The sequence below is a fragment of the Streptomyces sp. NRRL WC-3626 genome, from assembly GCF_000718785.1.
Taxonomy (GTDB): Bacteria; Actinomycetota; Actinomycetes; order Streptomycetales; family Streptomycetaceae; genus Streptomyces; species Streptomyces edwardsiae.
The window spans coordinates 213,009-237,716 of sequence record NZ_JOCA01000006.1; the positions used below are offsets into that span (position 1 = coordinate 213,009).

General features: G+C 72.6%; 20 protein-coding genes. 7 read left to right on the forward strand and 13 right to left on the reverse strand.

Annotation, left to right across the window (positions count from 1 at the left end; all coding sequences use genetic code 11):
• Window positions 1-154: 154 nt before the first annotated feature.
• Window positions 155-1,126 carry an N-acetylglucosamine kinase gene (locus IF28_RS0111615; protein WP_030217547.1) on the reverse strand — a complete coding sequence of 324 codons (972 nt, stop codon included), beginning with the start codon at window positions 1,124-1,126 and terminating at the stop codon, window positions 155-157.
• Window positions 1,117-2,373, reverse strand: a complete 1,257-nt coding sequence (locus IF28_RS0111620; protein ID WP_030217548.1) for a 6-phospho-beta-glucosidase — start codon at window positions 2,371-2,373, stop codon at window positions 1,117-1,119. The genes IF28_RS0111615 and IF28_RS0111620 overlap by 10 nt, the downstream gene beginning before the upstream one ends.
• Before the next feature lie 158 nt (window positions 2,374-2,531).
• Here IF28_RS0111620 and IF28_RS0111625 point away from each other — a divergent pair, with 158 nt between their 5' ends.
• Window positions 2,532-3,728, forward strand: a complete 1,197-nt coding sequence (locus IF28_RS0111625) for an RNA-guided endonuclease InsQ/TnpB family protein (protein WP_030217549.1) — start codon at window positions 2,532-2,534, stop codon at window positions 3,726-3,728.
• A 30-nt stretch (window positions 3,729-3,758) separates the two neighbouring features.
• Here IF28_RS0111625 and IF28_RS0111630 read toward each other — a convergent pair whose 3' ends face one another.
• From IF28_RS0111630 to IF28_RS0111650, 5 genes are all read right to left on the reverse strand, one after another.
• The gene (locus IF28_RS0111630; protein WP_030217552.1) at window positions 3,759-4,628 is read right to left on the reverse strand and encodes a carbohydrate ABC transporter permease; all 870 of its coding nucleotides are present in this window, start codon (window positions 4,626-4,628) and stop codon (window positions 3,759-3,761) included.
• Entirely contained in the window at window positions 4,625-5,569 is a 945-nt protein-coding gene (locus IF28_RS0111635; protein WP_030217554.1) for a carbohydrate ABC transporter permease, read from the reverse strand. The genes IF28_RS0111630 and IF28_RS0111635 overlap by 4 nt, the downstream gene beginning before the upstream one ends.
• A gap of 8 nt (window positions 5,570-5,577) precedes the next feature.
• The gene (locus IF28_RS0111640) at window positions 5,578-6,915 is read right to left on the reverse strand and encodes an ABC transporter substrate-binding protein (protein ID WP_030217555.1); all 1,338 of its coding nucleotides are present in this window, start codon (window positions 6,913-6,915) and stop codon (window positions 5,578-5,580) included.
• 50 nt (window positions 6,916-6,965) lie between these two features.
• Window positions 6,966-8,183, reverse strand: a complete 1,218-nt coding sequence (locus IF28_RS0111645; protein ID WP_030217556.1) for an ROK family transcriptional regulator — start codon at window positions 8,181-8,183, stop codon at window positions 6,966-6,968.
• 205 nt (window positions 8,184-8,388) lie between these two features.
• Window positions 8,389-9,471 (reverse strand): mechanosensitive ion channel family protein, encoded by a 1,083-nt coding sequence (locus IF28_RS0111650; RefSeq protein WP_030217557.1) that lies wholly within the window; start codon window positions 9,469-9,471, stop codon window positions 8,389-8,391.
• Between the two features lie 313 nt (window positions 9,472-9,784).
• Between IF28_RS0111650 and IF28_RS0111655 the strand changes: the two genes are divergently transcribed.
• Complete coding sequence (locus IF28_RS0111655; protein ID WP_030217562.1) at window positions 9,785-10,321, forward strand: HNH endonuclease; 537 nt, start codon at window positions 9,785-9,787, stop codon at window positions 10,319-10,321.
• Between the two features lie 66 nt (window positions 10,322-10,387).
• On the opposite strand, the gene IF28_RS0111660 is transcribed toward IF28_RS0111655, so the two are convergent.
• The 4 genes from IF28_RS0111660 to IF28_RS0111675 form a co-directional block, all read right to left on the reverse strand.
• Complete coding sequence (locus IF28_RS0111660) at window positions 10,388-11,749, reverse strand: hypothetical protein (RefSeq protein WP_030217565.1); 1,362 nt, start codon at window positions 11,747-11,749, stop codon at window positions 10,388-10,390.
• On the reverse strand, window positions 11,746-12,444 hold the full coding sequence (locus IF28_RS0111665) for an ABC transporter ATP-binding protein (protein WP_030217568.1): 699 nt from the start codon (window positions 12,442-12,444) through the stop codon (window positions 11,746-11,748). Before IF28_RS0111665 ends, IF28_RS0111660 begins: the two co-directional genes overlap by 4 nt.
• Window positions 12,441-12,974 (reverse strand): PadR family transcriptional regulator, encoded by a 534-nt coding sequence (locus IF28_RS0111670; protein WP_030217571.1) that lies wholly within the window; start codon window positions 12,972-12,974, stop codon window positions 12,441-12,443. Before IF28_RS0111670 ends, IF28_RS0111665 begins: the two co-directional genes overlap by 4 nt.
• A 76-nt stretch (window positions 12,975-13,050) precedes the next feature.
• Window positions 13,051-15,888, reverse strand: a complete 2,838-nt coding sequence (locus IF28_RS0111675; RefSeq protein ID WP_030217573.1) for a beta-N-acetylglucosaminidase domain-containing protein — start codon at window positions 15,886-15,888, stop codon at window positions 13,051-13,053.
• Window positions 15,889-16,172: 284 nt separating this feature from the next.
• On the opposite strand from IF28_RS0111675, the gene IF28_RS0111680 reads away from it, so the two are divergent.
• The 3 genes from IF28_RS0111680 to IF28_RS0111690 all read left to right on the forward strand — a co-directional run bounded on the left by IF28_RS0111680 (window position 16,173) and on the right by IF28_RS0111690 (window position 18,910).
• Entirely contained in the window at window positions 16,173-16,484 is a 312-nt protein-coding gene (locus tag IF28_RS0111680) for a hypothetical protein (protein ID WP_030217576.1), read from the forward strand.
• Between the two features lies 1 nt (window position 16,485).
• A complete protein-coding gene (malQ, locus tag IF28_RS0111685) occupies window positions 16,486-18,543 on the forward strand; it encodes a 4-alpha-glucanotransferase (RefSeq protein ID WP_030217577.1) in 2,058 nt (685 codons plus the stop codon).
• A 91-nt stretch (window positions 18,544-18,634) separates the two neighbouring features.
• The gene (locus IF28_RS0111690; RefSeq protein WP_030217578.1) at window positions 18,635-18,910 is read left to right on the forward strand and encodes a hypothetical protein; all 276 of its coding nucleotides are present in this window, start codon (window positions 18,635-18,637) and stop codon (window positions 18,908-18,910) included.
• Window positions 18,911-19,094: 184 nt separating this feature from the next.
• Here the strand turns inward: IF28_RS0111690 and IF28_RS0111695 are convergent, their stop codons facing one another.
• Window positions 19,095-19,604 (reverse strand): MarR family winged helix-turn-helix transcriptional regulator, encoded by a 510-nt coding sequence (locus tag IF28_RS0111695; RefSeq protein WP_030217579.1) that lies wholly within the window; start codon window positions 19,602-19,604, stop codon window positions 19,095-19,097.
• A 269-nt stretch (window positions 19,605-19,873) separates the two neighbouring features.
• On the opposite strand from IF28_RS0111695, the gene IF28_RS0111700 reads away from it, so the two are divergent.
• Window positions 19,874-21,394, forward strand: a complete 1,521-nt coding sequence (locus IF28_RS0111700) for a PQQ-dependent sugar dehydrogenase (RefSeq protein WP_030217582.1) — start codon at window positions 19,874-19,876, stop codon at window positions 21,392-21,394.
• A 53-nt stretch (window positions 21,395-21,447) separates the two neighbouring features.
• Here the strand turns inward: IF28_RS0111700 and pepN are convergent, their stop codons facing one another.
• Window positions 21,448-24,027 (reverse strand): aminopeptidase N, encoded by a 2,580-nt coding sequence (gene pepN, locus IF28_RS0111705; RefSeq protein ID WP_030217586.1) that lies wholly within the window; start codon window positions 24,025-24,027, stop codon window positions 21,448-21,450.
• 177 nt (window positions 24,028-24,204) lie between these two features.
• Here pepN and IF28_RS0111710 point away from each other — a divergent pair, with 177 nt between their 5' ends.
• On the forward strand, window positions 24,205-24,681 hold the full coding sequence (locus IF28_RS0111710; protein ID WP_030217588.1) for a DUF1203 domain-containing protein: 477 nt from the start codon (window positions 24,205-24,207) through the stop codon (window positions 24,679-24,681).
• The last annotated feature ends 27 nt before the right edge of the window (window positions 24,682-24,708 follow it).

Here is a 24,708-nt window from a genome sequence, read left to right on the forward strand (position 1 = left end):
GCACCGGCCTTGGCGCGATCTTGATCCCATTACACCGCACTTGCGGCTTTCTCCACTGCCCCGCCCCCACCCTGCCCACGAACACGCCCGGGAAATCAGTACGGTTCCCTGCGGGGCACGGCACCCCCGTACGACACCGGCCCCCACACACACCTCACCCCCCGAAGTGCGACCGCACCCGCTCCTGCGCCTCCGCCCCCGCCCCCAGCCGGTCCAGCCCCAGCAGCGCGGCTCCCAGTACCGGGCGGCCCGTCACCACCCGGGGGACCGCCTTCGGGGCCCGTGCGGCCAGCAACTCCCTTATGCGCCCGTCCAGCCGCGCATGCCGTGCCGCCAGCACCCCACCCCCCAGTACCACCGGCGTCGCCTCCTCCAGCAGCCCCAGCCGCCGCAGCGCGACCACGGCCATCGACACGATCTCCTCCGCCTGCCGGTCGACGATCGCCCGCGCCACCCCGTCCCCCTCCGCCGCCACGGCGAAGAGCACCGGCGTCAGCTCATGCCGCCGGGCCGGATCCACCCGCTCCAGATGCAGCGCCTCGATCAGCGACGCCATGTCCGGCAGCCCGAAGTGCCCCGGCAGGGCGAGCGCGAGCGCCGTGGGCTCGCCCCGCCCGTCCCAGGCACGCGCCGCATGCCACAGCGCCTCCTCCGCCAGCGCCCAACCGCCGCCCCAGTCCCCCGATATCCGCCCCACCGCCGGAAACCGGGCCGTACGGCCGTCGGGCAGCATTCCCACGCAGTTGATGCCCGCCCCGCAGACGACGGCCACCCCCCGGGGCTCGTTCACCCCCGCCCGCAGAATCGCGAACGTGTCGTTGCGCACCCCGACACCCGCCCCCCAGCCCCGCCCCGCCACCGCCGTCGTCAACTGCGCTTCTTCCTCGGGCAGATCGGCGTTGGCCAGACACGCCGAGACATGCGAGACCTCGTGGACCCCCGCGGCGCCCAGCGCCCGCCCCACCGTCTCGGCGAGCGCGGACATCGCCGCGTCCAGCCCCACCGCCGGCGGCCGGAACCCCTCCCCCCGCGCCGTCGCCAGCACCGTGCCGTCGGCGGCGACCACCGCCACGTCCGTCTTGCTGTTGCCTGCGTCGACGGCGAGGACACCTGCGGTCAGGCCCACGTGAGGTGCTCCCGGTTGTGTGCGATCAGATCATCGGTGAGGCGGTCGGCGTACGCGTACTGGCCGATCAGCGGGTGCGCCAGCAACGCGCGGAACACCCGGTCGCGGCCGCCGTGCAGCGCCGCCTCCAGCGCCAGGTCCTCGTACGTGGTGACGCTCGCCATCAGCCCCGAGAACAGCGGGTCCACGGGGGCGACGGGAAGCGGCGTCGCGCCCTTCGGGCCCACCGCCGCCTGCACCTCGATCACCGCGTCGTCGGGGAGGAAGGGCAGCGTGCCGTTGTTGAGCGTGTTGACCACCTGGTGGCGGGAGCCGGCGCCGCGCAGCAGGGCCGCCGCCAGGTCCACCGCCGCCTCCGAGTAGTAGGCGCCGCCCCGTTGGGACAGCAGGTCCGGCTTCTCGTCGAGGGCCGGATCCGCGTACAGGGCGAGGAGACGGCGCTCCATGCCGGCGACCTCGGCCGCCCGGGACGGCTTCGTGCGCATCTCCCGTACGACCTCGTCGTGCGCGTAGAAGTAGCGCAGGTAGTACGACGGGACCACGCCCAGACGGTCCAGGAGGGGGCGGGGGAGACGGAGGTCGGCGGCGAGGGCGTCGCCGTGCGTGGAGAGAAGGGCCGGGAGGACGTCGTCGCCGTCCACGCGGACCGCCGTCTCCCACGTGAGGTGGTTCAGGCCCACGTGGTCCAGGTGGATGTCGGCCGGGTCCGTGCCCAGCAGCGCCGCGAACTTGCGCTGCAGGCCGATGGCCACGTTGCACAGCCCCAGTGCCTTGTGACCTGCCCGCAGCAGCGCGCGGGTGACGATGCCGACGGGGTTGGTGAAGTCGATGATCCAGGCGTCCGGGTTGGCCCGCCGGACCCGCTCGGCGATGTCCAGGACCACCGGCACGGTGCGCAGCGCCTTCGCGAGGCCGCCCGCGCCGGTCGTCTCCTGGCCCACGCAGCCGCAGTCCAGGGGCCACGTCTCGTCCTGCTGCCGTGCCGCCTGCCCGCCCACCCGGAGCTGGAGCAGCACCGCGTCCGCGCCGTCCACGGCCGCGTCCAGGTCGGCGGTGGTGGTGAGGGTGCCGGGGTGTCCCTGGCGGGCGAGGATACGGCGGGACAGGGCGCCGATCAGCTCGAGGCGGTCCGTCGCCGGATCGGTGAGGACCAGTTCGGTGACGGGAAGCGTGTCCCTCAGCCGGGCGATGCCGTCGATGAGTTCGGGGGTGTAGGTCGAGCCTGCGCCGACCACGGTGAGTTTCATCGGGGTTCTCCTTCGTGGATACCCCGGCCTTCGGGCCGGGGAGGAAACGAAGCTCCTGCGGAGCAGGGCAGGGAAAGCCGGTTCGCCGCCAGGGCGGACCGGCGTCCACCTCCAACTGTCCGCACGCCGTCACAAACTGATGCAGTAACATGTGAACCGTGAAGGCCACTCACGTGAAGCGGGCGTTCAAGTACCGCTTCTGTCCGACCGATGCGCAGGCAGCAGAGCTGTCCCGCACGTTCGGCTGCGTGCGGAAGGTCTACAACCTCGCCCTCGCGGCGCGCACGGAAGCGTGGACGCGGCAGGAGCGGGTGAACTACAACCAGACGTCGGCGATGCTGACGGCCTGGAAGAAGACCGAGGAACTCGCGTACCTCAACGAGGTCTCCTCCGTCCCGCTCCAGCAGGCCCTCAGGCACCTCCAGACGGCGTTCACGAACTTCTTCGGCAAGCGCGCGAAGTACCCGCGGTTCAAGTCGCGGAAGAAGTCGCGGAAGTCGGCGGAGTACACCACCAGCGCGTTCCGGTTCCGGGACGGCAAGCTGACCTTGGCGAAGATGGCGGAGCCGCTGGACATCGTGTGGTCCCGTCCGCTGCCCGAGGGTGCGTCGCCGTCCACGGTGACCGTGTCCCAGGACGCGGCCGGACGCTGGTACGTGTCCATGCTGGTCGAGGACCCGTCCGTCCAGCCGCTCCCCGCGACCGGCGCGGCCGTCGGTATCGACGTCGGGCTCGACCACCTGCTGACCCTCTCGACCGGCGAGAAGGTCTCCAACCCCCGGCACGAGCGGCGCGACCGTGCCCGTCTCGCCAAGGCACAGCGGCAGCTTGCCCGCAAGGCCAGGGGGGACGGGGCGAACCGGGCCAAGGCGCGCCGGAAGGTCGCCAAGGTCTACGCCCGCATCACCGACCGCAGGCGTGACCACCTGCACAAACTCACCACTCGGCTCGTTCGTGAAAACCAAACGATCGTGATCGAGGACCTCGCCGTCCGGAACATGGTGAAGAACGGCAGCCTGGCCCGCGCCATCAGTGACGCGGCCTGGTCGGAGTTCCGGGGCATGCTGGAGTACAAGGCCCAGTGGTACGGCCGCGAAGTGATCGCGGTCGACCGCTGGTTCCCCTCCTCCAAGCTGTGCTCGACCTGCGGCACCCTGCAGGACAGGATGCCGCTCAACGTCCGCACCTGGACGTGCGACTGCGGAACGACCCACGACCGGGACGTGAACGCGGCGAAGAACATTCTGGCCGTCGGGCTGACGGCGTCTGTCTGTGGAGCTGGTGTAAGACCTCAACGGAGCACTCCGGGCGGGCAGTCGGCGATGAAGCAGAAACCCCTACGGCGCGAGCCGTAGGAATCCCCCTCCTTCAGGAGGGGGAGGAAGTCAACCCTTGACTCCGGTGAGGGTGACGCCCTCGACGAACGCCTTCTGGGCGAAGAAGAACACGAGGATCACGGGCGCCATGACGAGCACGGTCGCCGCCATGGTGAGGTTCCAGTCGGTGTGATGGGCGCCCTTGAAGGATTCCAGGCCGTAGGAGAGCGTCCAGGCGGCCGGATTCTCCGAGGCGTAGATCTGCGGGCCGAAGTAGTCGTTCCAGGCGTAGAAGAACTGGAACAGGGCCACCGCCGCGATACCCGGCTTCGCCATCGGGAGGACGACCCGCAGCAGTGTGCGGAGTTCGCCGCAGCCGTCGACGCGGGCCGCGTCCAGGTACTCGTCCGGGACGGTCAGCAGGAACTGGCGCAGGAGGAAGATCGAGAACGCGTCGCCGAACGCCATCGGGATGATCAGCGGCCAGAGGCTGCCGGAGAGGTCCAGCTGCTTCGCCCAGAACAGGTACATCGGGATGACGACGACCTGCGGCGGCAGCATCATCATCGAGATCACCAGCATCAGCGACAGGTGCCGCCCGCGGAAGCGGAACTTGGCGAGCGCGTACGCCACGGGGAGCGAGGACACGACCGTGAGCGCGGTGCCCAGGCCGGCGTAGAGGAGGGTGTTGCGCCACCAGGTGAGGAAGCCCGGGGTGTCCCACACCCTGCGGTAGTTGGCCCACTCCCAGGTGTCCGGGACCAGATCGCGGGTGAGGGCCTGCTGGTCGCTCATCAGCGAGGTGAGGACCACGAAGACGAACGGCAGCGTGAAGAACAGCGCCGCCGCCACGCCGAGGGAGTGCACCGCGATCCACTCCAGCAGGGCCCGGCGGCGGGCGGTGCGCTGTGCGGGCCTGTCCGGTACGGGGGTCGTCATCGGGCACCTGCCTGGATCAGTCCGCCCCGGCGGCGCATCAGCAGCGCCGTGAACGCCGTCGACAGGGCGAAGAGGACCAGGGCCACCACGCAGGCCGCCCCGTAGTCGAAGCGCTGGAAGCCCAGGTTGTAGACGAGTTGGGGGAGCGTGAGGGTCGACTTGTCGGGGTAGCCCGGCTCGAACTGCTGCCCCGAGCCGCCGATGACACCCGAGGCGACCTTTCCCGCGACCAGGGGCTGTGTGTAGTACTGCATCGTCTGGATCACGCCCGTGACCACGGCGAACAGCACGATGGGGGAGATGTTGGGGAGCGTGACGAACCGGAACCGCTGCCAGGGGGACGCCCCGTCCAGCGCCGCCGCCTCGTACTGCTCCTTCGGCACGTCCAGCAGCGCGGCCATGAAGATGACCATCAGGTCGCCCACGCCCCAGATCGCGAGCGCGGTCAGCGCCGGCTTGGACCAGTCGGCGTCCGTGAACCAGCCCGGCGCCGGCACGCCCAGCCCCTCCAGCACCGAGTTGACCGGACCCGTACCGGGGTTGAGGAGGAACACGAAGGCGAGCGTCGCGGCGACCGGCGGGGCCAGATAGGGCAGATAGAAGAGGGTGCGGAAGACGCCCGTACCCGTTCTGATCCTCGTGATGAGCAGGCCGACGCCCAGGCCGAACACCACCCGGCAGGTCACCATGACCAGCACCAGCCAGAGGGTGTTGCGCAGGGCCGGCCAGAACATCGGGTAGTCCTGGAAGACGTACACCCAGTTGTCCACGCCCCGGAACTCCGGGACGCCGAAACCGTCGTACCTCATGAAGGAGAAGTAGACGGTGGACACCAGCGGATAGGCGAAGAAGACGCCGAAACCGATGAGCCACGGGGAGAGGAAGGCGAGCGTCCGGAGCGTCGAGGCGCGGTGTTTCGCGCGGAGCGTGTGCGTGGACACCGGCGGCGCTACTTCGCCTGCTCGATGTCGGTGTCGATCTGCTCCGCGGTCTTCGCCAGGCCCGCCTTGAGGTCCTTCACCTTGCCGGACTCGTACTGGAAGCCGAAGTCCTGGAGCGTCGTCTGGTACGTGGAGCCGTTGACGGAGGCCGGCGGGGTGTTCGACTCGGGGTGCTGCGCGATGTCCAGGAAGGTCTTGAAGGCCGGGTCCGTCTTCAGGTCGGGGGACTTCAGGGCCTCGAAGGTCGAGGGCACGTTGCGGATGGCGTTGGCGAAGGAGACGACGGCCTCGGTGTCGGTCGTCATGTACTTCACCAGCTCCCAGGCGGCGTTCTGCTTCTCGCTCCGCGGGGCGATGCCCATGATCGTGCCGGAGAGGAAGCCCTTGCCGTACTCGTCCACCTCGTCGTCGGCGACCGGCAGCGGCGCGGTGCCGATCTCGAAGTCGACACCGGCGTCCCGCGCCATGCCGAGCCGCCACTCGCCGTCCAGCTGCATCGCCACCTGGCCGGTGTGGAAGGGGTGCTTGGCGCCCCACTCGTCCCCGAACGTGTTGCGGTACTTCTCCAGCCTGGCGAAGCCGCCGAGGTCGTCGACGAGCTTCTTCTGGTACGTGAACATCTCCGCGAACGCCGGGTCCTTGCCGATGTTCGACTTGCCGTCGGCGTCGAAGTAGGCGTGGTCCCACTGGGACATGTAGTGGTCGACGACCGTCTCGTAGCCGTGGTAGTTCGGCATGAAGCCGAGCCGCTCGTACCCGTCGCCCTCGGTCTTCGTCAGCTTCTTCGCCACCTCGGCGAACTCCGACCAGGTCTGCGGGGGTTGCTCGATGCCGGCGGCCTCGAACGCGTCCTTGTCGTAGTAGAGGCCGTAGGCGTCCCCGAGGAGCGGGAGGGCGCAGCGGGTGCCCTCGAACCGGGTGTAGTCCAGCATCGGCTTCGGGATGATCGCGTCCAGGTCGAGCTTCGACTTCTCGATGAACGGCTTCAGGTCGAGGAAGGCGCCCGAGGAGCAGAACGTGCCGACGTTGGACGTGGTGAACGAGGAGACCACGTCGGGGCCGCTCGAACCGCCCGCGCGCAGCGCCTGGTTGAGCTTGTCGTCGTTGATGTTGCCGACGACCTTCACCTTGATGTTGGGGTGCGCCTTCTCGAAGCGGTCCACGTTCGCCTGGACCGCCTTCACCTCGGCGGGGGCGCTCCAGCCGTGCCAGAAGGTGATGGTCGTCTCGGCGTTCGGGTCGTCCGTCGCACCGCTCCCGGACTGGCCCGTACAGGCCGTGGCGACCAGGGTGAGGGAGGCGGTGGCGGCGAGCGCGAGTGTCGCTTTTCTGGATATTCCGGGCATGACTGTGCTCCCTGGGGCAGGGTGGGAGGGCGGAAGGGGAAGGGGCGGTGCTAGCGGGAGGTGTCGAAGACCTCGTCGCGGGTGGTCGCCAGGGCGCTTTCCAGCGCGCCCCGCAGGACCGGGTGTTCACGGACGTCGCCCACGACCAGACGGGGGCGGGGGGCGGCGAGTTCCTCCAGTTCGGCCTGGATCAGGGCGCGCAGCACCTCGCCGCCGGAGGTGAGGCCGGTGCCGCTCAGGACGACGAGTTCGGGGTCGAGGACGGAGACCAGTGAGGCGAGCCCGGTGGCCAGCCGGGTGGCGTAGGTGTGCAGGAGCCGGTGGTGCGCCTTGTCGTCGTCGGGTTTCGCCGCCGCGCGCTCCAGGAGGGCGGCGGCCGCCTCGGTGTAGGGGCCCTGCGGGATGTCCTCGATGCCCAGCTCGCGGGCGAGCCGCGGCACGGCCTGGGAGCCGGCCAGCTCCTGGAAGCCGCCGCTGTTGGCCCTGGCGACCTGACGGACCAGCGGAGTGCCCGGCACCGGCAGGAAGCCGACCTCGCCGGCGCCTCCCGTCCAGCCCCGGTGCAGCCGGCCGCCGAGGACCAGGGCGGCGCCGAGGCCCTCCTGGTTCCACAGGAGGACGAAGTCGGAGTGGTCGCGGGCCGCGCCGAGGCGCTGTTCCGCGAGGGCGACCAGGTTGACGTCGTTCTCGTACTCGAACGGCATCGGCAGCGCGGCGGCCAGTTCGTCGAGCAGCGTGGGGGAGTGCCAGCCGGGCAGGTGCGAGGCGTAGCGCAGGCGGCCGGTGTTCGGGTCGAAGGCGCCCGGCGTCCCGATGACCAGGCGGTGGATGTCGGAGCGGGACAGTCCCGCCGCCTTCACCGCGCCGTCCAGGGCGTCGGTGACCTGCCGGACGACGGGGGTGCCGGAGCGGCGGCCGGGGGCGGACAGCTCGTACCGGCCGACCGTGCGGCCGGTGAGGTCGGCGACGGCCGCGCGTATCCGCCGGGGGTTGACGTCAAGGCCGGCGGCGTACGCGGCGGCCGGGTTGACCTCGTACAGCTGGGCGCCCGGGCCCGGCCGTCCCTCGGTGGTGCCGGTGGCGAGGACCAGCCCGCCCGCCTCCAGCCGGGCCAGCAGCTGGGAGGCGGTCGGCTTGGACAGGCCGGTGAGCTTGCCGATCCGGGTGCGGGACAGCGGCCCGTGCTCCAGCAGCAGGTCCAGGGCGGTGCGGTCGTTCATGGCGCGCAGGACGCGCGGGGTGCCCGGCGTACCGGCGGTTCCTGCCATGGGGTGCGACACCTGCCCTTCCTCGACTGCCCAGCTTCTCAGCGGCCGGTGCGGGACGTCCATCCCGGTACCGGCACCCGATCACTGTTAGGAAAGTTTCCTGTTGGGCGTGGAACGTATGCCCGGCGGGGAAGGGCCGTCAAGAGGGGAGTACGAGAAAGGGCGGCACCCGGACGATCCCGGGTGCCGCCCTCGCCGTCGGCGTCTACTTGGTGGTGCTGGGCGGCAGCGGGGACGCCGCCATCGACTGCGGGGAGATGGTGCTCGAGTAGACCGACGGAGCCGCCATGCCCGCCGTCGGGTCGGCGGCCGGCGCGTCCTCCAGCGCCGTGGCGCCGCCGACGATCCGGATGCCCGTCGCGTCGAACGCCCGCTTGATGCGCCAGCGCAGCTCCCGCTCCACCGTCAGGGACTTGCCCGGCATGGTCTTCGCCGAGACCCGGACCACCATCGAGTCCAGCAGCACCGAGTCCAGGCCGAGCACCTCGATCGCGCTCCACAGGAGCTCGTTCCAGGGCTCCTCCTTGGTCATCTTCTCGGCGACCCCGGTGAGCGTGGCCTTCACCCGCTCCAGGTCCTCGTCGGAACGCACCGTGACGTCGACGCCCGCCGTCGCCCAGCCCTGGGAGAGGTTGCCTATGCGCTTGACCTCGCCGTTGCGGACGTACCAGATCTCGCCGCTGTCGCCGCGCAGCTTGGTCACCCGCAGTCCGACCTCTATCACCTCGCCGGAGGCCACGCCCGCGTCGACGGTGTCGCCGACGCCGTACTGGTCCTCCAGGATCATGAAGACGCCGGAGAGGAAGTCCGTGACCAGGTTGCGGGCGCCGAAACCGATCGCCACACCCGCGACACCGGCGGACGCCAGCAGCGGGGCCAGGTTGATCTGGAAGGTGCCGAGGATCATCAGCGCGGCCGTGCCCAGGATCAGGAACGACGCCACCGAGCGCAGCACCGAGCCGATCGCCTGCGAGCGCTGCCTGCGCCGCTCCACGTTGACCAGCAGTCCGCCGAGCCCGCTGCCGTCCACCGCCTGGCCGGTGCGGGACATCCGGTCCACCAGCTTGGTGATCGCCCGCCGCACCACGACTCTCAGCACCGTCGCGATCACCAGGATCAGCAGGACCCTGAGCCCGATGGCGAGCCAGGTGGACCAGTTCTGCTCCACCCAGCCGGCGGCGTTGGTGGCGCTCTCGTGGGCGTCCTGGAGCGTCGGCACCCGGGGTGTCCCGGACTCCGAGGGCGTCGGCGACGGGCCGTCGGCCGACAGGACGGCGGACAAGGACACGGCAGGTACCTCCAGGTGCACGTCTGCGCCCGGTACGGCGGTCAAGGTCTCCGAGGTCACGATCGGGTCACCGGGCAGGCAGAACCACCACACTAACGGGGCATTGTGCGGGGATCGGCCCCATGTGTGAAGAAGAGACGGTCCTCACCCGTGCTTGAACAGGCCATGATCCTGGGGATGCATCGGGGTGTGGTCGAAAACACTCCCAGCCCGTTACCGGGACATGGTGGCGCTTCCACCAGGCATGAGGGGAGACTGACTACGGATCGTCCCGGCGCGAGCCACGCGCCGCCGGCGTACAAGGAGGCCGTCCGTGCCGCATGTCCTGGTCCTCAACGCGTCGTACGAGCCGCTCGGCGTCGTACCGCTCCGCCGCGCGCTCGTGCTCGTCCTCGAGAACAAGGCAGTCTGCCTCGAGGAGACCGGCGCCTATCTGCACAGCGCGACCGTCACAGTCCCCGCACCCAGCGTGGTCCGGCTCAAGCGTTTCGTGCGGGTTCCCTACCGGGGGCCCGTTCCGCTCACCCGCCGGGCGCTGTTCGCCCGTGACGGGGGCCGGTGCATGTACTGCGGTGGCGTCGCAACCAGCGTCGACCACGTCATCCCGCGCAGCCGCGGGGGCAAGCACGTCTGGGACAACGTGGTGGCGTCGTGCCGCCGCTGCAACCACGTGAAGGCCGACCGCCATCTGTTCGAACTGGGCTGGCGCCTGCACCACAAACCCGCCCCGCCCACGGGCCTGGCCTGGCGCATCATCGGCACCGGCCACCGCGACCCACGCTGGCTCCCGTACCTCCAGCCGTACGGCGCGGAGGACGCGATGGCCCGCATCGACGGCATCTCCGCCTGACGCCGGGAAGCGCCGGCAGGGTGCGGTCCGGCTCCGGGAACCCCCGTTCCCCGGAGCCGGCCGTCGTCAGGTGTACCGCAGCTCCGCCGGGCGGACCGTGCGGCTCAGCAGGGGCAGGGCCGTCGCCGCCGCCAGGAGGCAGGTGACGTAGACCGCGAGCGGGACCAGCAGCGCCGCCCACGGCCAGGAGGCCGACGCGGTGAGCGCGGCGTAGGCGGTGCCGACCGTCATACCGCCGGCGCCCGCCAGCAGCAGGGCCGGGGCCAGCGGAAGGGCGGTCTCCAGGAGCAGCGCCCGGTTCAGTACCGCGCGGGGCACTCCGGCGGCGGCCTGTGCGGCCAGGCCCCGGCGGCGGGCCGTGAGGGACTCGGCGGTGCCCACGGCGAGCGCGGAGAGGGTGATCACCAGGCCCACCGCGATCGCGGCGGCGGTCAGATCCAGCCCCGTCGTGTAGTACGCGATGCTCTCCCCGAGGTGCCGGCTCTCGTGCAGATCCTCCAGGAACGCCTGCCGTACGCCCACGAACCCGGTGCCCACCACCGTCACCAGCAGGACCGCCGCATGCGTACGGGCCGCCGCCCACGGGTCGTCGCGCAGCCGCTCCGCCGCGATCAGCGTCGCCGCCGAACGCGCCCGGCCCGCCAGGACCCGCCCCACGACCCGGCAGGTGGCACCGGACAGCCACACCGAGCCCGCGCCGACCGCGAGCAGCGCCGCGAACACCGTCAGCGGGGTCCGCAGCTCCATCGGGCCGCGCGGCCCGGACGACGTGGTGTTCGCCGCGAGCAGCGCCAGCCCGGCCACCACCAGCAGCGACACCAGGAACAGCCGCCCCGGCCCGCGCCCCGGACGAGCCGGGGAGACCCGGCGCACCCGGCCGAGCGGCGAGGCCACCACCCGGCGCAGCGCCAGCGCGCCCGCCGCCGCGCCCAGCACCGGGACGGCGACGGCGACCAGCGCCACCGCCACCCAGGTGAGCGCGGCCGGGTGCTCCCACACCCGGACCATGACCGTCACCGAGACGGCGGTCGCGACCGCCGAGCCGAGCAGACAGGCCGGCCCGGTCTCCAGCGCGGCGATCCGCCGCACCTGGCCGGGCGCCGCCCCGGCCAGCCGCAGCCCGGCCAGCCGCCGGTCACGGCGCAGCGCGCCGATCCGGGCGCACTGGCCCAGGAACCCGAGCACCGGGATCAGAAGCAGCAGCAGGCCGAGGATCACCCCCGAGCGGGTGCCGGGCTCGCTGAGCAGGCCCTCGGCGAGCGGTACGGCGTAGTGGCCCCGCAGGGAGGCCAGGGCGGCGGCCGTCAGCGCCAGCCCGGTGGCGAGCGCCGCGCCGGCCGCGGTGAGCGCGATCCGCCACCACTCGCCCCGGCCGGAACCACGGGTCAGCTGCCACGCGAGGCGCAGATCGGAGCCGAGGGAGCTCACGCCGTCACCTCCAGCGATGCCACGGCGCCGTCCCGCAGCTGCACTTCCCGGTCCGCGTACGCCGCCACCTGCGCGTCGTGCGTGATCAGCAGCACCGCCGTACCGGCCTCTCGGGCCGTGTGCACCAGCGCCGACATCACCTGCTCGCTCGCCAGCGAGTCCAGCGCGCCGGTCGGCTCGTCCGCGAAGACCACCCGGGGCCCGGTGACCAGGGCGCGGGCCAGCGCGGCCCGCTGCGCCTGCCCGCCGCTCAGCTCGCCGGGCCGCGACTCGGCCTGCCCGCGCACCCCGAACCGTTCCAGCCACTCCCCGGCCGCCGCCCGGGCCTCGGCGCGGCCGGTGCCGGCCAGCATCAGCGGCAGCGCCACGTTGTCCAGCGCGGTCAGCTCCGGGATCAGCTGCCCGAACTGGAACACCACCCCGAACTCGGTGCGGCGCAGCTCGCTCAGCCGCTTCTCCGGCAGCTCCTCCAGCCGCTCACCGGCGTACGTCACCGAGCCCGCGTCGGGGCGGACGATGCCGGACAGGCAGTGCACCAGCGTCGACTTGCCGCTGCCGCTGGCGCCGGTCACCGCGAGGATCTCGCCCGCCCGCAGCTCGACGGAGGCACCGCGCAGCGCCTCGGTCCTGCCGTGCGCCTTGACCAGGGCGCGGCCCGCGAGCAGCGGCCCCGCCGTGTTGTGCCCCATGCTCATGCTGTGTCGACCTCCGCGGTCAGGGTGGTGAGCCGGGCCGCCGTGGTCGTCATCCAACGGAGGTCCGCGTCGAGGTGGTTGAGGGCGAAGTCCGCCGAGAGCACGGTCGCCAGGTCCGCGCCCGATGCCGACTTCACGACGGTCAGTTCCCGCATCCGCTCCATATGGGCGGTGCGTTGGGCGCGCAGATACGCGGCCGGGTCGCCGCCGGACAGGATCGACACCACGACCTTGGCGAAGATCTCGTTCGTCACGAACGGCGCGGGCGGGGCGATCTCCCCGGCCCAGCGCGCCAGTTCACGCGTTCCGTCGTCCGTGGCGCGGTACATCGTCCGCTCCGGGCCGCCGTCCGAGTCGGTGCCCTCGATCTCGGCGAGTCCGTCCCGGACCAGGCGCTGGAGTGTGGTGTAGGCCTGCCCGTAGGCCAGTGGGCGGGCCTGCGGGAAGCGTTCGTCGTGGCGTCGCTTGAGGTCGTAGCCATGGCTCGGCCCCGAGGCGAGCAGGCCCAGCAGGATGTGGCGGGTGCTCATGACGCCATTATGCACTCGATACATGTACTGAGTGAATAGTGATCGCCGAAAAAGAACGGGGGAGGGCCGGCGGGGCTCAGTCCGCGACCGCGTACGCCTCCACCGACCACAGCGAGTAGCCGAACCGGGTGGCCCGCTTCTCGCCCTGGACGCGGATGTGGCGGACGCCGGGCTCGTCCATGCGGAGTGTCTCCCGGCCCCCGTGACCGTCGCGTACCGTCGCCGCCGTCCGCCAGGTGCGGCCGTCCGCCGAGACCTCCACGCGGTACGCCGACGGGTGCGCGTCCTGCCAGTGCAGGGCGACCTTCCCCAGCCGTACCGGGTGCTCCAGGTCGACCTGCCACCAGGCGTCGTCGTCGGCCGGGGACGACCAACGCGTCCGTGGGTCGCCGTCGTTCGCCGCCGGGGCCGGGAAGTCGGGCGTCTCGTCGGCCGAGGAACCCGCCCGGCCGGCGCGGGCCAGGTCGGGGCCGGCGGTGCGGGGAACGGCGTGGACCGTCAGCGTGCGGGCCGTCCCGGCGAAGGCGAGCCGGATGCCGTACGACCGGACGGGCGTGCCCGCCCGCACGGTCACCTCGACCGGGACCTCCAGCGAGGTACCGCGCGGGACGGTCAGCGCCTCCTTCGGCACCCGGACGGTGATGCCCTCCGGGGCGTCCACGGTCAGCTTCCCGCGTACGTCGGCGGGGCGCAGCGAGCCGAGCGTGGCCGTCAGACGGCTGGTGCCGCCGATGTCGGCGTCCGCGCGGTCGCCGGGCAGTTCCAGGGAGGCGGCGGGCGCGTCCGCGAACCAGGGGACCAGGTGCCGCACCTCGACGGCGCCGGTGACCCGTACGGCGTCCACCCGGCCGTCCCCGCCCGGCAGTTCGGTGGCGCCGCTCGCGGACAGCGCGCCGAGCCGGCGCCACCCTCCGCCCGGCGTCCGCACCTCCACGGTCCCCTTCGTGCCCGGTTCGGCGAGCACCGTCACGGACTCCAGCGCGCGGGCGCCCGGGAAGCGGAGCGTGCGGTCGCCGCCGGAACGCGCGGGCGGCTCGTGGCCGATGCCCGCCCAGCTCTCGTACGCCTTCTGCGCCCGGCTCAGGAACGGGTCCAGCACACCCTTGCCCACCGTCGCCCGCGACGACCCCAGCCGCTCCCGGCCCTCGCCCAGCCGCAGATACGCCGTCCAGGCGGCGCCCGCGTCCCCGGCGCGCTGGGCGCGCAGCATGTCCAGGGCGTCGGTGCCCGCCTCGCCGTAGCGGGCCAGCTGCTCGGACCAGGGGCCGGTCTCGGCGGCGAGCCCGGTCCCGGAGAGCCGCTTCGGCAGCTCGCGCAGGACGGTGAAGGCCGCACGCAGCCGCCCCTCCTCCCCCGTCCGCCAGAACGCGTCGATCAGCGGCCGCAGATACGCCGACTCCTCCCCGCCCAGCACCGACGACGCGGTGTTCCCCGCGAGGGCGTTCAGGGCCTCCTCGCGCCGGGTGTCACCGGCGGCGAGATCGGCGATCGCGGCCCGCCAGGACTCCCGGGGGCGGTAGTCGCTCGGGTTCCAGGCGAAGTCGGCGGCGGTGAACAGCGGGACACGGGACGCCTCGGGCTGCGCCATCGCGTTGGCGAGCAGTGCCGCCGAGCCTGCGGCGACGGCCGGTTCCCGGCCCTGGTAGGGGCCGAGGAAGATCCGGCCGGGGGCGTAGTCGTTCACCGGGTAGTTGTCCATGGTCACCAGGGGATGCCCGAACACCTCCCGCGCCCGGGCCAGTTCGCCCCCGGTGATGGTGCGCGGCACCACCCCGACCCCGGTCCACGCCACCTCCGTACCCGGGTCCAGCTCCTGTGCGAGGGCCCTCCGGTACGCGGTCGAGCCGTCCTCGTAGAACTCGGTGGGCATCAGGGACAGGGCGGCGGCCCCGGGGTGCCGCTCCGCCAGGTGCCGGGCCACCGCGTTCGCCACATGTGCCTGGGCGCGGGCGGCGGCGCCGGGGCCGGAGCCGAACCGGTCGGCGTCCGCCCCGCAGTGCCACTCGCTGTAGCTGACGTCCTGGAACTGCAGCTGGAAGGCGCGGAAGCCCAGCGCCCACATCGCGTCCAGCTTCCGGGTCAGCGCCCGCAGATCGTCGCCGGAGGCGAAACACATCGCCTGCCCGGGCGCCACCGCCCAGCCGAGGGTGACGTGGTTGCTCCGTGCCCGCTCGGCCAGCTCCCGGAACTCCGCCCGCCGGTCGGCCGGGTACGGCTCACGCCAGCGGGCCTGCCGGTACAGGTCCTCGCCGGGCGCGTACAGGTACCGGTTCTGCTTGGTGCGGCCCAGGAAGTCCAGCTGGGACAGCCGCTGTCCGTGCGTCCACGGGGTGCCGTAGAAGCCCTCGGTGACGCCGCGTACGGCGGTGGCGGGCCAGTCGCGCACGACGGCCGCGGTGAGGGAGGTGCCGTCCCGGCGGAGCAGCTGGCGCAGGGTCTGCACGGCGTGGAACTGGCCGTCGCCGTCCGCGCCGGTGAGGGAGACGGCCCCCTTGCCGACGGTCAGCGCGTAGCCGCCGGGCGGGAGGGCGTGCCGGGGGTCGCCCGGGGCATGCTCCGTGCCGACGCGCACCACCAGCGCCCCCTCGGGCACCGGCGCGCCCGGGGTGGTGAACCGGCGCGCGCCCGCTTCCCGCAGCAGCGCGCGGAGCGCGTCGAGGGCGTACGGGTCGGCCGTCGCGTCCGCCGCCAGGGCGACCTCCCGGGTCACCTCGACCGGGGCGCCGTTCGCCCGCACGGACTGCGGGCGCGGCCACACGGAAGGCTCCGCCGCCCGCGTCTCCTCGTCGGCCGGGGACGCCGTCACCCCCGGCGCGGCGACGGCGACGGGTACGACACCCAGGCTCCCGGCGAGGACCGCGAGGGCGAGGGCGGCCCTCCTGGCGTTCGCCGTCCTCCCACGCCGCAGCAGCACGCGCCCTCCCGATCGCTCGAAGAACCACCCGGCCCGGCCGTGTCCATTCCGTTACCGGGAAAGCCCGAGCCCACCATTTCCGTGGTGAGCGTGTCAACGGAAGTGGACGTTGTGGCGCGTTTGTCCCACTGTGGAGGGAGGGGGCGGGGCGAGAATGTGATCAGGAGCACGTTGAAAGACTTTGTGCGTCTGGCATCGCGCGCCCTGGGTAGGGCTGCGAGATAACCCGAACGACCCGCACACCCCGCGTGATCCGCGCGCCGTGCCCGACGAGGAGGCCATCTGTGGCTGCACCGGCTTACGTCCCGTCCCCGGCCCTGTCCAAACCCGTGGCGGAGCATCCCTCCGCCTACCTCCCGGACTTCCCGGACCTCTCCGGCTCCGAGGAGCCGCAGTACTGCGTCTTCAGCGCGGAGGGCCCCTGCGCCGAGGTCCCGCTGACCAGCGAACCCCCGCTGCCCGACGCCGAACCCCTCACCAGCGAACCGCCGCTCGCCGACGCCGCCCCGCTGACCAGCGAGTCCGACGCCTTCACGGACACCTCCGACTCCTCCGGACTCGACTCCTTCCCGGCCCAGTACCGCCCGGAGCCCTAGGGTGACCGCGCCGCGGCCGGCCGAGCCCCCTTCCGAGGACCTGTCCCGGCTCGCCGCCCTGTACGGCGTCGCCACCTCCTACGCACCCTCCCCGGACCGCACGGTCACGGCCTCGGCCACCGCCGTCACCCTCGCGCTGGCCGCCCTCGGCGTGGACACCGCCACCCCGGACGCCGTGCGCACCGCGCTCACCGCCCGCGAACGGGAACTCGGCACGCGCCTGCTGCCCCCCACCCTGGTCGGCTGGGGCACCCGCGCCCCCGACGCCCTGAGCGCCCTCCCCGACGGCACCCGGCTGCGCGTACGCACCGAACAGGGCGAGATCCGCGCCTCGGCCGGACACCTCCCGCCCGGCGTGCACGAGGTGACCGCCACCGCCCCCGACGGCCGCACCGCCCGCGCCCACCTCATCGTCGCCCCGACCGCGCTGCCCGCCCCGCCCGGACGCTCCTACGGCCTCCTCGTCCAGCTCTACTCCCTGCTCTCCCGGCGCTCCTGGGGCATGGGCGACCTCGCCGACCTGGGCGAACTCGCCGGCTGGGCGGGACGCGCCCTCGGCGCCGGATTCGTCCAGGTCAACCCGCTGCACGCGGCCGTTCCCGGACCGCCGGCCGACCCGTCCCCCTACCGGCCCTCCTCGCGGCGCTTCCCCGACCCCGTGCACCTGCGGGTCGAGGACGTACCCGAGTTCGCGTACCTCGCGGGCGGTGCGGACGGGCTGCTCCAGCGGGCCGGACGGCTGCGCGAGGCCGTACTGGAGAAGGGCGCGCTGATCGACCGGGACGCCGTCTGGCAGGTCAAACGGGAGGCCCTGGAACGGGTGCGCGAGGTCCCCCTCGGGCCGGGCCGCCGTGCTGCCTACGACGCCTTCCGCGAGGAACAGGGGCAGGCCCTGGAGGACCACGCCACCTGGTGCGCGCTGGCCGAGGTGCACGGCGCCGACTGGCACCGCTGGCCCGACGGGCTGCGCGACCCGCGCTCGGACCGGACCGCGCGTGCGCGGCGCGAGCTGGCGGACCGCGTCGGCTTCCACTCCTGGCTCGTCTGGCTCACCGACGCCCAGCTCACCGCCGCGCAGCGGGCCGCGCGCGAGGCGGGGATGCCGGTCGGGATCGTCCACGACCTCGCGGTCGGCGTGCACCCCGGCGGTGCCGACGCCTGGGCGCAGCGGGAGTACTTCGCGGCCGGTATGTCCGTCGGCGCGCCCCCGGACGCGTTCAACGCGCGCGGGCAGGACTGGGGGCTGCCGCCCTGGCGGCCCGACCGGCTCGCCGACTTCGGGTACGCGCCGTTCCGGGCGCTGCTGCGCGGGCTGTTCCGGTACGCGGGCGCGCTGCGCATCGACCATGTGATGGGGCTGTTCCGGCTCTGGTGGGTGCCCGAGGGGCATCCGCCCACGGAGGGCACGTACGTCCGCTACGACGCCGAGGCGATGCTCGCCGTGCTGGTCCTGGAGGCGTCGCGGGCCGGGGCGATGGTGATCGGGGAGGACCTGGGGACCGTCGAGCCGGGTGTGCGGGAGGCGCTGCGCGAACGCGGGGTGTACGGCACGTCGGTGCTGTGGTTCGAACGGGACTGGGAGGGGGACCGGCGTCCGCTGCCGCCGGAGGCATGGCGCGCGGACTGTCTGGCCACGGCCACCACCCACGATCTGCCGCCCACCGCCGCCCGGCTCACCGGGGAGCACGTGGACCTGCGGGACAGCCTCGGGCTGCTGACGCGTCCGCCGGAGGAAGAACGGGCGGAGGCGGCGGCCGACACGGCGGAGTGGCGCGAGCTTTTCCTGCGGCTGGGGCTGATGGAGCCGGGGGCCTTCGAGGAGGCCGAGATCCAGGCCGTCCACCGCTACCTGCTGCGCACGCCGGCCCGCATGATCGGGGTCTGGCTCCCGGACGGCGTGGGCGACCGCCGCCCCCAGAACCTGCCCGGCACATGGGACCAGTATCCGAACTGGCGCCTCCCGATCGCGGATGCGGGGGGCCGCCCGGTCACGCTGGAACAACTGACGAGGTCACCCCGGCTCCGGGCCCTGCTCGAGGTACTGCACCGGCAGCGCTAGTCGCGGGCTGCCGCATGCCGCCGTTCCCGCGGGCGCGTCCATCGGGCACCCCGCGCGCGCGAACCCCGACCCCGTTGGATAGCTTGTGACCGTGGACAAGAAGAACGCCCTGCGCGCCGGCGCCCTGGCAGCCGGTACGACGCTGATGATGCTGCTCATGTCGTCCCCCGCGCTCGCGCTCACCCGCGACGACGGCGACGACCCCGGCACGGGCCTGAGCGTCGTCGAGACGCTGGGCCTCTACGTCCTGGCCCCGATCGCGTTGTTCCTGCTCATCGCAGGCCTGGTGATGATCGGCGACAAGACGCACAACAAGAAGGACCCGACCAGCTCCAACATCACGACCAAGGCCGAAGCCAAGGCCTGATCCGGGGCAGGCCGCCCGCGAGCGGCCGCCACGCACCTCCACGAGGGCGCCGACCCTGTCGTACGTACGCGCGTCAGCCGTACGGGACGAGGGCGGCGCCCTCGGTGCGTCCACCGCGGACCCGGCGCCGTCGGACGACGCCGCCCGGTGGGCGCCGGCCGTGCCACGGCCGAGGAGCGGGCGGCTACCTCTCCGTCGCCGCCAGCAGCTCCCGCAGGAGACCGGCGAGTTGTGCCGACCGGTCCCCGTCCAGGGCGGAGAGTGCCTCGGTCTGGGCGGCGAGGCCCGCGCCGGCCGCCGCGTCGATCAGCCTCAGGCCCGCCTCGGTGAGCGTGACCTGGAGGCCGCGGCGGTCGTGGGGGTCGGGGGAGCGGCGGAGCAGTCCCGCACGCTCCAGTTTGTCGAGGCGGCCGGTCATCCCGCCGGTCGTCAGCATCAGCGTGGCCGACAGCGCCCGCGGGGAGAGCGTGTGGGGCTCCCCCGTGCGGCGCAGCGCGGCGAGGACGTCGAACTCCCCCCGCGAGATCCCGTACGTGGCGTACACCGCCTCCATCCGGTCACCCATCGCGCGCGCGAGCCGGAACACCCGCCCGAAGACCTCCATACCGGCGGTGTCGAGATCGGGCCTGACCTGGGCCCATGCCTCGACGACCGCGTCGACGGCGTCCCGGGGGCGCTGCTCGGGGGTGTTCATGACCTGGAGTATCCGTCCGGCACTGATCGCCCGCAACAAAGTAGCTCGCCGGTAAGCGACCGGGTGACGGCCCGTCGGCCGGGCGTATCGTTCGCGCCACCTGGGGCCAAAGTGGCGCGTTCAACCATTGCCGCTTCGTGGGGCCACGCGCAGCCTGGGAGCGCGGGAGCGCTCCCACCCCGTCGACGCGATCGATCGCGCTCCTCCCGAACAGCGCACCAGCACCAGAACACCCCCGCCGTGCAAGCGTCCACGTTTCCGGAGCCGACATGCCACGACGCCGCTGGACCGGTCCCCTCCTGCTGGCCCTCCTGCTCACCGCCCTCGCCCCGCTGCCCGCGGCGGCGGACACCGCGCCGTCCCGTACCGGGACGGCCGAGGCCGTTCCCCTCCCCTCGATCAGCGCGACCACCACCCAGGTCGCCTCCGGGCTGAGACGGCCCACCGCCATCGCCGCCCCCGACGACGGCACGGACCGGCTGTTCATCACCCAGAAGTCCGGCAGCGTCCGCGTCTACGACCCCGACACCGGCCTGGCGCAGACCCCGCTGCTCGACATCACCTCCGCCGTCGACGAGTCCGGCAACGAGCGCGGCCTCCTCGGCATCGCCGTCCCGCCCGACTTCGCCGACAGCCAGGACCTGTACCTGGCGTACACGGCGCTGCCCGACGCCGCCGTCACCGTCGCCCGCTACCGGCTCGACGAGTCCCGCCTCGAGCCCCTGCTCTCCCAGCCGCACGCCGAGTTCAGCAACCACAACGGCGGCCAGCTCGCCTTCGGCCCCGACGGCAACCTGTACTGGAGCATCGGCGACGGCGGCAGCGCCGGCGACCCCTTCCGCTCCGGACAGCGGCTGGACACCCTGCTCGGCAAGATCATGCGGATCGACGTGAGCCGTACCTGCGGCACGCTGCCGTACTGCGTCCCCGCCGACAACCCGTTCGTCGGCACCCCCGGCGCCCGCGGGGAGATCTGGCTGTACGGGCTGCGCAACCCGTGGCGGTTCTCCTTCGACCAAGCCGACGGCTCGATGTGGATCGGCGACGTCGGCCAGGGCCGCTGGGAGGAGATCGACCATCTCGCTCCCGGCCGGGGCGGGCTGAATCTCGGCTGGTCCTGCTACGAGGGCCTGGAGAAGTTCCAGGGCGGCGACTGCGTGCCCGGTGAGCGCTACACCGAGCCCGTCTTCACCTACTCCCCCTACACCGGCGGCTGTTCGGTCATCGGCGGCCATGTCTACCGCGGCCGGGACCACGCGGGCCTGGTCGGCGGCACCTACATCGCCACCGACTACTGCTCGTCCACCGTCTGGGCGCTGCGCCCCGACGGCAGCGGCGGCTACGAGCAGGCCGAGATCGGTGAGATGCCCACCCAGGTGACGTCGATCGGCACGACCGCCGACGGCGAGTTCTACGTCGTCAACGACCTGCCCGGCGGCCTGCACAAGGTGTCCTTCGCCCAGGAGGAGCCCACCTGCCGGGTGGACCGGGCGGTGACCGCGTGGGGCACCGGCATGACGGTCGATCTCACCGTCACCAACACCGGCGACACCCCGGTGAACGGCTGGACCCTCGAGTTCTCCCTCGCCCTCGGCCAGACCGTCGTCTCCGACTGGAACACCACCCTGACCCAGGGAAGCAACACGATCACGGCGGTCAACGCCCCGCACAACGCCACGATCGCCCCCGGCGCGAGCGTCACCCTCGGCTACCTCACCGGCAACACCGGCGACGCCACACCACCGGCACGGTTCATGCTCAACGGCGACGCCTGCGCGGTGGGCCGCTGAACAGCCGTCAGGGGCGCCGGAAGAGGACTCCGGCGCCCCTGACGTACGTACCGCTAGGAGGCCGCCGCGTCCGCCGCCTGGGCGCGCAGGGCGCGTTCCACTCCGGCGCGGGACTCCGAGACCAGGCGGCGCAGGGCCGCGTTGGGCTCGGCGGACGTCAGCCAGGCGTCCGTCCTGTCGAGGGTCTCGCCGAAGACCTGGACCGCCGGGTACAGGCCGACCGCGATCTGCTGGGCCATCTCGTGCGAGCGGGAGGCCCACACGTCCGCCAGGACCTCGAAGTACCGGTCCGTGTACGGCGCCAGCAGTTCCCGCTGGTCGGTCTGGACGAAGCCGGCGATGACCGCCTCCTGGACGGCGTTCGGCAGCTTGTCGGACTCCACGACCGAGGCCCACGCCTCCGCCTTGGCCTCCTCCGTCGGCCGGGCCGCACGGGCGGTCGCGGCGTGCCGCTCACCGGCCGCCGTCCGGTCCCGCTCGTACTCGCCCGCGATCTCCGTCTCGTCGAACCGGCCCACCGCCGCCAGCCGCTGCACGAACGACCAGCGCAGCTCCGTGTCCACGGCCAGGCCCTCGACGGTCTGCGTGCCGGCCAGCAGCGCCTCCAGCAGGTCCAGCTGCTCCGGCGTACGGGCCGTCGCCGCGAACGCCCGCGCCCACGCCAGCTGGTGGTCGCTCGCCGCCTCGGCGGACCGCAGATGGGCCAGCGTGGCGTCCGTCCAGCGGGCCAGCAGGGCCTCACGGGAAGCCGGGGCGGCGTACAGGTCGACGGCCAGCTTCACCTGGCGGTGCAGCGACTGCACGACACCGATGTCGGACTCCTTGCCGATGCCCGACAGCACCAGGGACAGGTAGTCGCGGGCGGCGAGTTCCGCGTCCCGGGTCATGTCCCAGGCGGAGGCCCAGCACAGGGCGCGCGGCAGCGACTCCGCGAAGTCGCCCAGGTGCTCGGTGACGAACGCGAGGGAGGCCTCGTCCAGGCGGACCTTGGCGTACGAGAGGTCGTCGTCGTTGAGCAGGACGACCGCGGGACGGCGCTTTCCGGCCAGCTGCGGTACGGCGGTCAGTTCGCCGTCGACGTCCAGCTCGACCCGGTCGCCGCGCACCAGCTTGCCGGTCGCCCCGTCGAGGTCGTACAGGCCGATCGCGATGCGGTGCGGACGCAGTGTCGGCTCGCCCTTCGCGCCGGCCGGGAGCGCGGGGGCCTCCTGGCGGACGGCGAACGAGGTGATGACGCCGTCGGCGCCCGTCTCGATCTCGGGGCGCAGGACGTTGATGCCGGCCGTCTCCAGCCACTGCTTCGACCACGACCTCAGATCGCGGCCCGAGGTCTCCTCCAGCGCGCCGAGCAGGTCGGACAGGCGCGTGTTGCCGTACGCGTGGCGCTTGAAGTACGCCTGCACGCCCCGGAAGAACGCGTCCTCACCGACGTACGCGACGAGCTGCTTCAGCACGGACGCGCCCTTGGCGTACGTGATGCCGTCGAAGTTGACGAGCACGTCGTCCAGGTCGCGGATGTCCGCCATGATCGGGTGCGTGGACGGCAGCTGGTCCTGGCGGTAGGCCCAGGTCTTCATCTGGTTCGCGAACGTCGTCCACGAGTGCGGCCACTTCGAGCCGGGGGCGGCGGCCTGGCAGGCGGCCTCCGCGTAGGTGGCGAACGACTCGTTCAGCCACAGGTCGTTCCACCACTCCATGGTGACCAGGTCGCCGAACCACATGTGGGCGAGCTCGTGCAGGATCGTGGAGGCCCGCACCTCGTACGCGGCGTCCGTCACCTTCGAACGGAACACGTACTGGTCGCGGATGGTGACCGCGCCCGCGTTCTCCATCGCGCCCGCGTTGAACTCCGGCACGAACAGCTGGTCGTACTTGGCGAACGGGTACGCGTAGTCGAACTTCTCCTGGAACCAGTCGAAGCCCTGCCGGGTGACCTCGAAGATCGCGTCGGAGTCCAGGTACTCGGCCAGCGAGGGGCGGCAGTAGATGCCGAGCGGGACGGACTGGCCGTCCTTCTCGTACACACTGTGCACGGAGTGGTACGGGCCGACGATCAGCGCCGTGATGTACGACGAGATACGCGGGGTCGGCTCGAACTCCCAGACGTTGTCCTTCGGTTCGGGGGTCGGCGAGTTGGAGACGACCGTCCAGCCCTCCGGGGCCTTCACGGTGAACCGGAACGTCGCCTTGAGGTCGGGCTGTTCGAAGCTCGCGAAGACACGGCGGGCGTCCGGCACCTCGAACTGGGTGTACAGGTAGGCCTGGTCGTCGACCGGGTCGACGAACCGGTGCAGACCCTCACCGGTGTTGGTGTACGCGCAGTCGGCGCTCACCCGCAGCACGTTGCGGCCCTTCAGCAGGCCGGGCAGGGCGATGCGGGAGTCCGCGAAGACCTCGGCCGGATCGAGGGAGTCCCCGTTGAGGGTCACCTCGTGCACGGCGGGCGCCACCAGATCGATGAACGACTCCGCGCCGTCACCGTCCTCGGCGACGTCGAAGCGCACCGTGGTCACGGACCGGTAGGTGCCGCCCTCCTGCGCGCCGGAGAGGTCGAGATCGATCTCGTACGAGTCAACGGTCAGCAGCTTCGCCCGCTGCCGCGCCTCTTCGCGAGTCAGGTTTGTGCCAGGCACGCGGTCATCTCCTCGATATGTGTGGGTTGCGCCATCCTTCCACGCGACCTCGCGCCGAGGCGATGACCGAGCCGGATCATGGGGATACCCCTGTGTCACCCGGCCGCTGGGCGCGGGGCGGGCTCGACGTCCGAAACCCGCCAGCGGCCGCGGCGGGCGGGAGCGAGCCTGGGGGACATGCCGATCCACACCGCACGACCCGTCCCCCCGGCCGTCCGCGAGGAGCTGCTACGCCTCGACGACGCCGGCCGCCCGGCCGTCCCCCGCACCGACGACGAGGGCGGCGCCCCGCTCCGCTGCTGTCTGCGGCGCAGCCGCCCGGGAGAGCGCGTCGCCCTCGTCTCCTACGCGCCCCTGCGCCGCTGGGCGGCGCGGACGGGCGCGGACCCCGGCGCCTACGACGAACAGGGCCCCGTCTTCCTCCACGCCGGGGAGTGCGCGGGCGCGGAGGGCACGGACCTCCCCTTCACCCACGCCCACCGCACACTGCGCCGCTACTCCGCCGACGGCCGCATCCTCGGCGGGCGGCTCGTCGAGGCACCGGAGGACTTCGCACCCGCCCTCACCGAGGCCTTCACCGACCCCGAGGTCGCACTGGTGCACGTGAGGGCCGTGGAGTACGGCTGCTTCCTCTACGAGGTGCGCCGGGACTGAACCGTCCCCCTGCCGTACGACGAAGAG